This window comes from Streptomyces sp. NBC_00984 (genome assembly GCF_045162475.1).
Lineage (GTDB): Bacteria > Actinomycetota > Actinomycetes > Streptomycetales > Streptomycetaceae > Streptomyces.
Map to the genome: position 1 here is coordinate 2,524,885 of NZ_CP108734.1, position 12,050 is coordinate 2,536,934.

Here is a 12,050-nt window from a genome sequence, read left to right on the forward strand (position 1 = left end):
CCTCACTCGTAAAATCCCAGGTCAGGGGCCTGACCTCAGCCGGAGCCGACGAACAGCACCAGCAGCAGCCAGACCACCGGGGCGGTCGGCAGCAGCGAGTCCAGCCGGTCCATGATGCCGCCGTGCCCCGGCAGCAGCGTGCCCATGTCCTTGATCCCGAGGTCCCGCTTGATCATCGACTCGCCCAGGTCACCGAGGGTGGCGCTGGCCGCGACCGCGAGCCCGAGCAGCAGCCCCTGCCACCAGGCACCGCCGTCGATCAGGAACTGCATGCACAGCGCTCCGGCGACCATCGCGAAGGCGACGGCCCCGAACAGGCCCTCCCGGGTCTTTCCGGGGCTGATGCGCGGCGCGAGCTTGTGCTTCCCGAAGCGCCAGCCGACGGCGTACGCGCCCGTGTCGCTGACCACGGTCAGCAGCAGGAAGGTGAGCACCCGCTGCGGCCCGTCGTCGGCGGTCAGGAGCATGGCGACGAACGTGGCGAGGAACGGTACGTAGAACGCCGCGAACACACCGGCCGTCACGTCCTTGAGGTAGCCCTCGGGCGGCTCGGTCATCCGCCAGACGAGCACCGCCAGCGCGGTCAGCGCCATCGCCGCCCAGGCGCCTTCGGCACCCTGCGCGTAACCGGCGACCACCATCGCCGCGCCACCCACCGCCAGCGGGATGAGCGGTGCCTTGATGCCCTTGCGCTCCTGGAGCCGGGAGGTCAGCTCCCACAGGCCCACGACGACGGCGACGGCGATCACACCGACGAAGACGGCCTTCACGATGAACAGCGAGGCAACGATGACGGCGCCGAGCCCCACACCGACCCCTATGGCAGCTCGCAGATCACGGCCCGCACGTTTCTTCTGCGGGGGCGGCGGCGCGGTGGACATGGGCTCCTGCGGCTTCTCGTCACGGAACAGGGGGCGGCCGCTCAGGCGTCCGGCCCCCTGGTCCCGGTCATCACGGTCGTCAGCGTCTCTACCGTCGGGATCGTCCGGCACGATGGGCATGGGCCGAGTCTGCTGGGCGTCATGCACATCGTAAGCAGGACCCGCCGGAGCAGCCCGCATCTCGGGCGCACTCCAATGGCCGGCTCCCTGCGGGGCGCCCCAGGAAGAGTCGTTCATCAGACTTCGAGCAGCTCGGCTTCCTTGTGCTTGAGCAGCTCGTCGACCTGCGCGACGTACTTCGCGGTGGTGTCGTCGAGCTCCTTCTCGGCGCGACGCACCTCGTCCTCGCCCGACTCCTTGTCCTTGACCAGCTTGTCGAGGGTCTCCTTGGCCTTGCGGCGCACGGCGCGGATGGAGATCTTGGAGTCCTCGGCCTTCGCCTTGGCGACCTTGATGTAGTCGCGACGGCGCTCCTCGGTGAGGTCCGGGAAGGTCACCCGGATGATATTGCCGTCGTTGCTCGGGTTGACGCCGAGGTCCGAGTCACGGATGGCCTGCTCGATGTTGCGCAGCGCGGTCTTGTCGAACGGCGTCACGACGGCCATGCGCGGCTCGGGCACCGAGAACGAGGCGAGCTGGTTGATCGGGGTCAGCGCGCCGTAGTAGTCGGCGACGATCTTGTTGAACATCGCCGGGTGCGCACGGCCGGTACGGATCGCGGCGAAGTCCTCTTTCGCGACGACGACGGCCTTCTCCATCTTCTCCTCGGCCTCGAGGAGGGTTTCTTCGATCACCACGTGCTCCTGCGTGTCTTGAGTGGGCCCGTCGTGCTCGGGCCCGGCGGGTCCTGCGTCGCGTCCTCACCTGCACGGTGTCCGACCGGCAGGCCGTTGTCCATCCTTCGGGGCCGGTCCCGGGGGTTTCCCCGGGGGCCGGACCTCCCCGCGGTACTCCGGGAAGGCCCCCGGTCCTCAGGCCCGGGTGCTCCGGTCACTCACGAGCGTGCCGATCTTCTCACCATTGACCGCGCGGGCGATATTGCCGGTGGCGGTCAGCTCGAAGACGAGGATCGGCAGGTCGTTGTCACGGCAGAGCGTGATGGCGGTGGCGTCGGCGACCTTGAGATCACGGGCGAGAACCTCGCTGTACTCGAGCGCGTCGAACTTCACCGCGTCGGGGTTGGTCTTCGGGTCGGAGTCGTAGACCCCGTCCACCCCGTTCTTGCCCATCAGAAGGCACTCTGCGTCGATCTCCAGGGCGCGCTGGGCGGCAGTGGTGTCGGTGGAGAAGTACGGCATCCCCATGCCGGCGCCGAAGATGACGACGCGGCCCTTCTCCAGGTGGCGCACGGCGCGCAGCGGGATGTACGGCTCCGCGACCTGCCCCATGGTGATGGCGGTCTGGACGCGGGAGTCGATGCCTTCCTTCTCCAGGAAGTCCTGGAGCGCCAGGCAGTTCATGACCGTGCCGAGCATGCCCATGTAGTCGGACCGGGCCCGGTCCATGCCGCGCTGCTGGAGCTCGGCACCGCGGAAGAAGTTGCCGCCGCCGATGACGATCGCGATTTCCGCGCCGTCGCGGACGACCGCCGCGATTTCCCGGGCGATGGCGTGTACGACGTCGGGGTCGACACCGAGACCCCCGCCGCCGGCGAACGCCTCTCCGGACAGCTTCAGCATGAAGCGTCCGGCCACCTTGCCGTCGTCGCGCTTGTGGTCACCTTGTGCGGCGTCCGCGCCCTTGTTCATGGAGATTCTCCTCGTGCACATACGAAGAAGGCCATTGCCGGTGGGTCTGGTGTCCCTCAGCGGCAATGGCCTCCTCGTCAGATCTGCGGTCGTACGGCGTGAGTGCGGCCGACGACTGCACTAGACCCTATCGGGGTCCACCGTTGTTCGCGGACGGACTCAGATGCCGACCTTGATGCGCGAGAAGCGCTTCAGGGTGACACCGGCCTCGTCCAGAACCTTCTGGACGGACTTCTTGCTGTCCTTGGCGAAGGCCTGCTCCAGGACGACGACGTCCTTGAAGAAGCCGTTGACGCGACCCTCGACGATCTTCGGAAGGGCGGCCTCGGGCTTGCCCTCCTCGCGAGAGGTGGCCTCGGCGACACGACGCTCGTTCTCGACCGTCTCGGCCGGGACCTCGTCGCGGTTGAGGTACTTCGGGGCGAAGGCGGCGATGTGCTGCGCGACGTCCTTGGCGACCTCGGCGTTCTCCTTGTCGAGCTCGACCAGGACACCGACCTGCGGCGGGAGGTCGGGCATCGTGCGGTGCATGTACGCAGCCACGTATCCGCCGGTGAACTGCGCGAAGCGGTCCAGGACGATCTTCTCGCCGAGGTTGGCGTTGGCCTCGTCGACGTACGCCTGGACGGTCTTGCCGGCCTCGATCTCGGAGGCGAGCAGCGCGGCCAGGTCGGCCGGGGAGGTCGCGGCGACGTGGGCGGCGAGCGTGTTGGCGACGGTCTGGAACTTGTCACCCTTGGCGACGAAGTCCGTCTCGCACTTCAGCTCGAGCAGAACGCCGGAGGTCTTGTCCTCGGAGATGAGGGAGACGACGGCACCGTTCTCGGCAGAACGGCCCTCGCGCTTGGCGACGCCCTTCTGACCCTTGATACGGAGCGCCTCGACGGCCTTGTCGACGTTGCCGTCGGCCTCGTCGAGCGCCTTCTTGCAGTCCATCATGCCGGCGCCGGTCAGCTCGCGGAGCTTCTTGACGTCAGCGGCGGTGTAGTTCGCCATGAGTCTGTATTTCTCTCTCGAAGTCTGAAAGATCTACGGGTGAACGGCGGGGGCGGTGCTTGTGGCACCGGCCCCCGCCGTCATCAGCCGTGACGGGTGTCAGGCCTGCTCGGCGTCCGCGGCCGGAGCCTCGGCGGCGGGGGCCTCGGCAGCAGCCTCGGCGGCGGGGGCCTCGGCGGCCTCGGCGTCCGCGACCTTCTCGGTCTCGGCGGAGGTCTGCACCTCGGTGTCGGCCTTCTTGTCGCCCTCGAGCAGGTCGCGCTCCCACTCGGCGAGCGGCTCGCCGGCGGCCTTCTCGCCCGGCTTCGAGTCACCGGTGGCGGCACCGGAACGGGCGATGAGGCCCTCGGCGACGGCGTCGGCGATCACGCGGGTGAGCAGGGTGACGGAGCGGATCGCGTCGTCGTTGCCCGGAATCTTGTAGTCGACCTCGTCGGGGTCGCAGTTGGTGTCGAGGATCGCGACGACCGGGATGTGGAGCTTGCGCGCCTCACCGACGGCGATGTGCTCCTTCTTGGTGTCGACGATCCAGACGGCGCTCGGCACCTTCTGCATCTCGCGGATACCACCGAGGGTCTTCTCCAGCTTGGCCTTCTCGCGGGAGAGGACCAGGAGCTCCTTCTTGGTGAGGCCGGAGGCGGCCACGTCCTCGAAGTCGATGAGCTCGAGCTCCTTCAGACGCTGAAGGCGCTTGTAGACGGTGGAGAAGTTGGTGAGCATGCCACCGAGCCAACGCTGGTTGACGTACGGCATGCCGACGCGCGTCGCCTGCTCGGCGATGGCCTCCTGGGCCTGCTTCTTCGTACCCACGAACATGATGGAGCCGCCGTGGGCGACGGTCTCCTTGACGAACTCGTAGGCGCGGTCGATGTACGACAGCGACTGGAGCAGGTCGATGATGTAGATGCCGTTGCGCTCGGTGAAGATGAAGCGCTTCATCTTCGGGTTCCAGCGACGGGTCTGGTGACCGAAGTGGACGCCGCTTTCCAGCAGCTCCCGCATCGTGACGACGGCCATGGCCGTACTCCTTGAGGTGCTCGGTTGTCGCGACCGCAGGATTGCTGTCGCGCCTGACGCCCCGACGCGCCGTGCCACGAGGGACCGAGGAGCGCGGCCACCGTCCGCAGAGAGGGAGGTGGCGGGGCGTGCGAAGTCGACCCGGTGACCCGGATCGCCATAGGAAGTGTACGGGACGGCCCGGGTGCCGGGTGACGGCGCTGTCCACAACCGGTTGGTTGTCCACAGATCCGGTTCATGATCCCCGCGGATCGGGGGGCTGCGGGACGGTTCTGCCATGCAATGCACAACTGATCCGACCTGCCCGACCGGCCCGACCGACCCGGCTGATCCGACCTGCGCGGCCTACCCGGCAGAGCCCGCCTCCCTTCGCGTGCGGAGGGCGCTCGTGGTGGCGGTGGTGGCCCTGCTGGCCGTGCTGTGCGGCCCATCGGCCGCCGCGGCCGGAGCACCGGCCCCCGGACCCGTTCCCGCACCGACGCCGACATCGGTGGGCGACCGGGGCTGGCCGCTCGCGGGGCGACCCGCGGTCGTACGGGGATGGGAGCCCCCGGCCGGCCCCTACGCGCGGGGCCACCGCGGAGTCGACCTCGCCACGGAGCCGGGGGCTGCGGTGCTCGCCGCCGCCTCGGGACAGATCTCGTTCGCAGGGCGTGTGGCGGGGCGCGGGGTGATGGCGATCGAGGTGGCCGGCAGCGGCGATCCGCCGCTGCGGACCACGTACGAACCGGTGCGCGCGCTGGTCACGAAGGGCGAGAAGGTGACGGCGGGGCAGGTGGTGGCGACCGTGGAGGCGGGGCCCTTCCACTGCGCGTCGGGCTGTCTGCACTGGGGACTGCGGCGTGGTGACACGTATCTGGATCCGCTGTCGCTGCTGCCGCCGTCACTGTTGCGGCGGGGTCCGTCCCGGCTGCTTCCGGTGTTCGGCGTGCCCGAGCCCGCGGACTCGGCCGGGGGGACCGGGGACGGACTCGCCGCCCCCGGCGTTCTGCTCGCGGTCGCCGCGACGCGGCGACCGCGTCAGTCCCGTACGCCCTGCACGCCTCGGAGGATCATGGTGACGGCGGTGTCCGCGATCACGGACGGCTCCTCCGCCACGGCCAGTTCGATACGTCGCACCGCGGCGTCCACCGACCCCTGGAGCAGCATCGCCGCCAGCCTCGGCTGTGCGTGGCCGAGGTCGCCGAGCGCCTCGACGATCATGGCGATCAGCCCGCCGTGCGCGGCCCTGATCTTCTCGCGCGCCCCGGCGTCCAGTTCGCTCGCCGAGATGGCGACGACCGCGCGGTGGCGGCGGTCCCCGACGAGGTCGAGCTGTCGGCGTACATAGGCCTCGATCTTGCCCTCGGGCGTCGTGGCCTGCTCCATGGCGTTCTCGACCTCGGCCGCCCAGACGGGGAAGTCGACGGCGCAGAGCTCTTCGACCACGGCCGCGCGGGAGCGGAAGTACTCATACACGGAGGACCGGGCGAGGCCCGTGCGTTCGGCGAGGGCGGGGAAGGTCAATGCCTCCGTACCCCCCTCGGACAGCAGGGAGCGTGCGGCGTCCAGGAGGGCGCCGCGCTGCATGGTCCGGTGCTCGGCCACCGAGGCCGCTCGAATCCTGGGCACGCGTCCACTGTACGGCGACCGGTGTTCGAGAGGGCGCGTACGCCCCCAAATCCGTGGCCGAAGCGGCCACGGCCACTATCGGCCTCGCGTGGGACTCAGCGTCCGGCGTCGGCCAGTTTCGCGCGCAGCTGGAGCACCGATTTGGTGTGGATCTGACTGACCCGGCTCTCGGTGACCCCGAGCACATTGCCGATCTCGGCGAGGGTGAGGCCCTCGTAGTAGTAGAGGGTCACGACCGTCTTCTCGCGCTCCGGAAGCGTGTTGATGGCGCGGGCGAGCAGCCGTCTGAGCTCGCGGTCCTCGGCGACCTCCACCGGATTGTCGGCGGCGGTGTCCTCCAGGGTGTCCATCAGGCTGAGCCGGTCGCCGCCCTCGCCGCCGACATGCAGCAACTCCTCCAGCGCGACCACGTTCGCCAGCGACAACTGGCTGAAAACCGCGTGCAGTTCCTCCAGCGCGATCCCCATCTCCGCGGCGACCTCCGCCTCGGAAGGGGTGCGCCGCAGCTGCGCCTCCAGCGTGGCATAGGCGCGTTCCACCGCGCGCGCCTTCTGGCGCACCGAGCGCGGGATCCAGTCCAGCGCACGCAGTTCGTCGATCATCGCGCCACGGATGCGGGTGATCGCGTACGTCTCGAACTTGATCGCGCGCTCGATGTCGAACTTCTCGATCGCGTCGATCAGGCCGAAGACCCCCGAGGAGACGAAGTCCGCCTGCTCGACATTGGAAGGCAGGCCCACGCTCACCCGGCCCGCGACGTACTTCACCAGCGGCGAGTAGTGCAGGATCAACTGCTCCCGCAGCCGCTCGTCGCCCGTGGACTTGTACGAACGCCACAACTCGTCGAGCGAGGAGGGGGCAGAGGGGCGCACAGTGCCACGCGCAGCCGGTGGTACTGCCGCGCGGTCAGACCCGGAGGTGTGCTGGGGCATGTGGTGCCTTGAGCCGTTCTGCTGTGAAGTGCTGGGACGTATGCCTGAGTCGGAATCCTTGTGAGCGTAGCGTGACTGTGATGTCGCGGTCCGCGCAGGATAAAGGATCGGTACTGTGCGAATCCGGCCGATCCGACATGACTGAAGCCCGGGACCGTCGCCGCGTGCGTCGGCCCCGGAGGCGTCACTGAAGGATCCGCCGAGGTCATCTGCCTCACCTTTTCACCCGAATGCTCCAGGTCAAGTACCGCCTCGCCGCGCGTCGCCATTGCAAGTCGGTCGCGGCGTCAACTGCCATCCATCGCCATCCCGTTCGACGAACCCCAGTGAGTGCAGTTCGTACAGTCTGCCGAGCGCCTCGTCGGTACTGGTGCCGGCGGCGCGGGCCACATCGCGCCCGCTGACGGCACCCCGGTACGGCAGTGCGTCGAGGACCCTGGCGGAGACCGCGTCCAGCAGGTCCCGGGGATGCACGGGGCCGCGTCTGGCCGGAGCGAGTTCACCGATGTTCCCCACCAGTTCGGCGACTTCCGAGGCATCGGTCACCAGGATGCCCTCTCCGCGCAGGAGTTCATGGACACCTGCCGACAACCCACTGGTGGCGGGGCCCGGCACGCCCATGGTGAAGCGGCCGAGCCGCTGTGCGCAGCGCGCGGTGACCAGCGAACCGCTGCGGTATTCGGCCTCGACCACGACCGTCCCGCGCGTCAACGCGGCGATGACCCGGTTCCGGAGGATGAATCTGCTGCGGGTGGGATGATCGGACGGTGGCAATTCGCCGATGACGAGCCCTTGTTCCGCCATCCGTCCGATCAGCTCGGCGTGTCCCCGGGGGTAGGGGACGTCCACCCCGCAGGCCAGGACCGCCATCGTCGCCCCGCCGACGGCGAGCGCGCCGCGGTGCGCCGCTCCGTCGACCCCGAACGCGGCTCCCGACACGACCACCCACCCCAGCTCCGCGAGTCCCGCGCCGAGGCCGGCCGCCATGTGCGATCCGTAGGGCGTACAGGCACGGGCGCCCACCACGGCGACCGAGCGCAGCGCCCAGAGCCGCAGATCGCGGGGCCCCCGCACCCACAGGCCGGTCGGCCTGGCGTCCGCGAGGTCGTCGAGCTGGCTGGGCCATTCCCGGTCCCCGGGGCAGATGAACCGCCCGCCGAGCGCGGCGACCACCGAGAGGTCGCGCCCGGGGTCGGCGCTCTCGGCCCGCAGCCGGTACCCGGCGAGCCGTTTCGGTGTCATTCCGCTCAGCTGCTCCGCGGTGCCGTCCCTGGTGGTGATCCGCCGTATCAGTTCGACGGCACCGCACTCGCGCAGCCAGCGGCCGCCACGCTCGTCCCCCGGCTCGATGATGCGGGTCAGGGCGGCCCGTGCCAGCCGCTCCCGGCTGCTCACCGCCCTCCCCGGCCCCGTCCCGGGCGCCTCCCCCGGGTCTTGTTCCAGGACCCGGTGCCGTGCGTCCCCCGACGGGTCCCGCCCCTTTCCCTGCCCGCCGTCCGCCCCCGGCCTCATGACGCGCCGGCGTTCGTCAGGGCGCCCCGCGGAATACCGGTCCGCAGTTCCAGCGCCACCGCGATGTCCGACGCGTCCGGACGGTCGGCGCCGCGCAGATCGGCGACCGTCCACGCCACCCTGAGCACTCGGTCCAGGCCCCGCGCGGTGAGCATGCCCCGTTCCATGTCCCGTTCGGCTTCCATGAGCGCGCCCGGTGCCGCGACCAGCCGGGTCCGCAGCTCATGGCCGGGCACCTCGCTGTTGGTGGACCACGCGGTGCCCGCCAGCCGGTCCGCGGCCCGCGCCCTGGCCTCCCGGACCCGGGCCGCGACGGAGGCTGTCGACTCGCCGCGGTCCCCCTGCCCCATCAGGTCCTCGCGCCTGACCGGGTCGACGAGCACCCGCAGATCCACCCGGTCGAGCAGCGGCCCGGAGAGTCGCGCCTGGTAGCGCCTGACCGCCGACGGCGGGCATTCGCAGCCGGCACCGCTGAGGCTGTGCCGGCCGCACGGGCAGGGGTTTGCGGCCAGCACCATCAGGAATCGGGCGGGCAGCCGCACCACCCCGGCGCTGCGTGCCACCACCACATACCCCGATTCCAGCGGCTGGCGCAGCGCGTCCAGTGCCCGCACGGAGAATTCGGGCGCTTCGTCGAGGGACAGGGCCTGTAAAACAAGTCGTTACGTCCAGTGAGGACGTGATCCTAAGCGGGCGTGTCGTCCCACGGGTCGGGATCCCACAGCGGGTGAATCGTGACCTTGGTCTTACCGCTGTTCTCCAACCCGCGAACGCCCTTGGCGCCCCGCGTGGCTACTACTCGGCGAATCAGCGAACGGAGGATCGCGTTCTTCTCCGCCGCAACGAGCGTGTCCCACTCTTCGAGCAGGCCCACCGCAATGGGGATCAGCTTGGAACGGTCCGGAGCTACCTCCGCGACGGCCGCGGCTTCCAGTGCTTCGGCTACGTTCCGCTTCTGTGCGAGCAGACGGTCGCGCGCTTGCTCGAACACCCCGTCGGGATAGGCGTCCGGAGTGAGGGCGCGGTCTGCGGCGAGGTTCGACAACCCCGACACGAGCCGTGTGTGCTCCGCCTCCAAACGGGCCCTGTCCCGAGCTGCTCGCGCCTGTTTGCGTTCCTGGTCATCGTCCAGGGCGACGGGGGACGCCGGCGCCGCGTCGACGACGGCCGCGACTTCCCGGGCGAGCCACATGTGCACCTCATCCTCGACGAGAGCGCGCTGCACCCATACGGGACTGTCACACAGCTTGTGCCGCGACTCCCCGCAGGCGTAGGCGTAGCCGAGGAGTCGAACGCCCTTGCGTTTGGCTGACGTGCAGCCGGCGCCCTTGCGGCACGCTCCGCAACGAACAAGGCCGGTAAGGGGGTACGTGGGGTTCCTTGCCCTGGGAGTGAGCGCGGCGCGCTCCTTTGACAGTTCCTCATACCGTTCCCATGTTTCAGGCGTGATGATTGCCTCTTGCGCCCCATCTATATGTATCCACCGAGTGCAGTTACCGCCGTTGGCTGTGTAGTCGCACCGGCACCGGGGATCGTGCACGCGGAGCAGACCGGCCGCGAATCCGCTCTGCATGTAGCGGCGCAGGCTGTCGTACCGCCAGGGATTCCCGTCCGCCGTGCGGTACCCAAGATCGTTGAGCCATGCGGCGAGTTGGCCGTACCCGGCCGGCGTCGGCAGTTCCTTGCCGAGCTTCCGTTCGTACAGGGCCTCGATGTCCTCGCGTCCTGGTTCGTCAACCTCGTACCGCTCGTCTTGCAGTGTCCACTCGCCCCGCATGGTGGGGTGTGGGATGCGCCGGGGGTACCAGACGTATCCCATGCGCTTCCCGCCTGTGGCAGGAAGGCCGTGGGCGCGGCGCCACTGGTGCGTTTCCTTCCACTGCTCGCCGGCGCGGTCGCTCTCGAACACGGCGAGGTCAAACAGGATGCGCCGGTTGAACTTGCCAACCGCCGTCCGGGCATCGATGTCCTCGGTTGCTGAGGCGAGGTCTCCCCCGGCGCGTTCGACCCTGGCGAGGTTGACCGCGATACCGACGTCGTTCCGCCCGAATCGAGAGAACTTCCATACGACGATTCCGCGCCTACCGCGCTCCTCTACGCCGCGAATGCACCCCATGATCTTTCGCTTGAAATTCCGGCCGGTGACGTCCGGATCTTCAACCCACTCGACGATGCGGCGGTTGGGGTAACGCCGCTCCCATGCTTGAAGTGCCGCGCGCTGAAGGTCAAGAGAAATCTTGTCCTCGCGCCAGGTGGACACGCGCAGGTACGCGGTCCACTCCTCTATGTCTGTGTCTGTGATGTTCAACGTGCCTTGCGTTCCCCTCCGTGGTGTTCCGCATTCCGGTGGTCGGCCTGCGGTACTGCGTACAGGCGGTGCACGGTAGCGGCGCCGGGGGTGGCGCTCGCGCCGTTGCTCGGCTGCGGCGGGGGGATAAGCAGGCCACGGGCGGCGTGGTCGAGTCCAAGCCGGTAACCCTCTCGGCGGATAGCTTCCTTGTCCTCTGCGGTCATTCGGTGTTGGCGCCGCACCCGGGCCAGGATCACGAACGGCAGGCCCGCGAGGGCGACGCCTGCGCCGATGTCCGCCATACGTGGACGGTCGCCCTTGGCGGACGCGACCACGACCAGGGCAAGCCCGATGACGAATACGGCGTAGGCGACTGCTGTGGCGGCCTGGTCGCGCGTGATGTGCATGTGGTGCGGCTCCTTGCTATCCGTTTGCGCTGCGCTCGTCCGTCTCTACGGCTCGTAGGCCGTTCACCATCCGTTCGAACGCGTCGATGCCCTCTGGGCTAGTAATGCCGAGTTCGGCCGCGGCCTCTCTCGACGTGATGGGCTTGGGGTTGATAGGTCGCAGGTTGGCGAGGTCTTCCTCCCTGACCACGCCGGCCCGAATCAACAGCTCTGGGAGCCCGACACGTAGGGCTACGGCAAGCGTTTCGAGGGTGTCTGTCTCTGGAGTCCCGTCAGCCCGAAGCAGGCGTGAAACGGTCGCGGCACTGAGGCCAGCGTCTTGGGCGAACTTCTTCTGCCCTCGGTCCGGGTATCCGAGCCTGGTCATCATTTCGCGAAGCCACGCAGCGAAGGTTTCGGGCGTGTGCCGCTTCGGCGCATCTTGTGTCATGCGTGAAAGATATCGCGCGTGAAAGATTCGCACGACAGGACCCGGGTTTTGGCATAGTCCACCCCTCCCCCGTCCCCCCCGTGCAGCATTGCCAGGCTTGTTCGATTTCGAACAAATCTTCGATCCGAGCATAGGCCCGGACCCTCACCCCTGTCACTCCCGTAACGACATCAACACTGTCCGACAGGAAGCTGCCCAGGTCCGAGGTGGTTCCACCCGATTCTGC

At 68.9% G+C, this 12,050-nt stretch carries 11 protein-coding genes and 2 pseudogenes; 1 reads left to right on the plus strand and 12 read right to left on the minus strand.

What is annotated here, in order from left to right; genetic code table 11:
* Positions 1-35: 35 nt before the first annotated feature.
* The 5 genes from OG520_RS10730 to rpsB all read right to left on the minus strand — a co-directional run bounded on the left by OG520_RS10730 (position 36) and on the right by rpsB (position 4,642).
* Positions 36-1,118, minus strand: coding sequence for a phosphatidate cytidylyltransferase (locus OG520_RS10730; RefSeq protein ID WP_406013014.1), 1,083 nt, complete (start codon positions 1,116-1,118; stop codon positions 36-38).
* The gene (frr, locus tag OG520_RS10735) at positions 1,118-1,675 is read right to left on the minus strand and encodes a ribosome recycling factor (RefSeq protein WP_266427315.1); all 558 of its coding nucleotides are present in this window, start codon (positions 1,673-1,675) and stop codon (positions 1,118-1,120) included. The genes OG520_RS10730 and frr overlap by 1 nt, the downstream gene beginning before the upstream one ends.
* Positions 1,676-1,852: 177 nt before the next feature.
* Positions 1,853-2,629, minus strand: coding sequence for a UMP kinase (gene pyrH, locus OG520_RS10740; protein WP_266427313.1), 777 nt, complete (start codon positions 2,627-2,629; stop codon positions 1,853-1,855).
* Positions 2,630-2,788: 159 nt separating this feature from the next.
* Positions 2,789-3,625, minus strand: coding sequence for a translation elongation factor Ts (gene tsf, locus OG520_RS10745; protein WP_266427310.1), 837 nt, complete (start codon positions 3,623-3,625; stop codon positions 2,789-2,791).
* A 99-nt stretch (positions 3,626-3,724) separates the two neighbouring features.
* Entirely contained in the window at positions 3,725-4,642 is a 918-nt protein-coding gene (rpsB, locus tag OG520_RS10750; protein WP_385334259.1) for a 30S ribosomal protein S2, read from the minus strand.
* 277 nt (positions 4,643-4,919) lie between these two features.
* Here rpsB and OG520_RS10755 point away from each other — a divergent pair.
* Positions 4,920-5,582 (plus strand): annotated as a pseudogene (locus OG520_RS10755) (murein hydrolase activator EnvC family protein); the annotation flags it as partial.
* A gap of 80 nt (positions 5,583-5,662) precedes the next feature.
* On the opposite strand, the gene OG520_RS10760 reads toward OG520_RS10755, so the two are convergent.
* The 7 genes and pseudogenes from OG520_RS10760 to OG520_RS10790 all read right to left on the minus strand — a co-directional run bounded on the left by OG520_RS10760 (position 5,663) and on the right by OG520_RS10790 (position 11,824).
* A complete protein-coding gene (locus OG520_RS10760) occupies positions 5,663-6,229 on the minus strand; it encodes a TetR/AcrR family transcriptional regulator (RefSeq protein WP_385334329.1) in 567 nt (188 codons plus the stop codon).
* A gap of 119 nt (positions 6,230-6,348) precedes the next feature.
* Positions 6,349-7,185 carry an RNA polymerase sigma factor WhiG gene (gene whiG / locus OG520_RS10765; protein ID WP_385334257.1) on the minus strand — a complete coding sequence of 279 codons (837 nt, stop codon included), beginning with the start codon at positions 7,183-7,185 and terminating at the stop codon, positions 6,349-6,351.
* Positions 7,186-7,425: 240 nt separating this feature from the next.
* Positions 7,426-8,697, minus strand: coding sequence for a DNA-processing protein DprA (dprA, locus tag OG520_RS10770; RefSeq protein ID WP_406013015.1), 1,272 nt, complete (start codon positions 8,695-8,697; stop codon positions 7,426-7,428).
* Positions 8,694-9,341, minus strand: a pseudogene (locus OG520_RS10775) (ATP-binding protein); the annotation flags it as partial. The gene dprA and the pseudogene OG520_RS10775, both read right to left, overlap by 4 nt.
* Positions 9,342-9,382: 41 nt before the next feature.
* Positions 9,383-11,005: a recombinase family protein gene (locus OG520_RS10780; protein ID WP_406013016.1), complete on the minus strand. Its 1,623-nt coding sequence runs from the start codon at positions 11,003-11,005 to the stop codon at positions 9,383-9,385.
* Positions 11,002-11,394, minus strand: coding sequence for a hypothetical protein (locus OG520_RS10785; protein WP_406013017.1), 393 nt, complete (start codon positions 11,392-11,394; stop codon positions 11,002-11,004). The genes OG520_RS10780 and OG520_RS10785 overlap by 4 nt, the downstream gene beginning before the upstream one ends.
* Before the next feature lie 16 nt (positions 11,395-11,410).
* The gene (locus OG520_RS10790) at positions 11,411-11,824 is read right to left on the minus strand and encodes a helix-turn-helix domain-containing protein (RefSeq protein ID WP_406013018.1); all 414 of its coding nucleotides are present in this window, start codon (positions 11,822-11,824) and stop codon (positions 11,411-11,413) included.
* Positions 11,825-12,050 lie beyond the last annotated feature (226 nt).

Coding starts and splice junctions, on each gene's coding strand:
- tsf (WP_266427310.1), bottom strand. CDS start 3,625: ATGGCGAACTACACCGCCGCTGACGTCAAGAAGCTCCGCGAGCTGACC.
- rpsB (WP_385334259.1), bottom strand. CDS start 4,642: ATGGCCGTCGTCACGATGCGGGAGCTGCTGGAAAGCGGCGTCCACTTC.
- OG520_RS10790 (WP_406013018.1), bottom strand. CDS start 11,824: ATGACACAAGATGCGCCGAAGCGGCACACGCCCGAAACCTTCGCTGCG.
- pyrH (WP_266427313.1), bottom strand. CDS start 2,629: ATGAACAAGGGCGCGGACGCCGCACAAGGTGACCACAAGCGCGACGAC.
- OG520_RS10785 (WP_406013017.1), bottom strand. CDS start 11,394: ATGCACATCACGCGCGACCAGGCCGCCACAGCAGTCGCCTACGCCGTA.
- dprA (WP_406013015.1), bottom strand. CDS start 8,697: ATGAGGCCGGGGGCGGACGGCGGGCAGGGAAAGGGGCGGGACCCGTCG.
- whiG (WP_385334257.1), bottom strand. CDS start 7,185: ATGCCCCAGCACACCTCCGGGTCTGACCGCGCGGCAGTACCACCGGCT.
- OG520_RS10730 (WP_406013014.1), bottom strand. CDS start 1,118: ATGAACGACTCTTCCTGGGGCGCCCCGCAGGGAGCCGGCCATTGGAGT.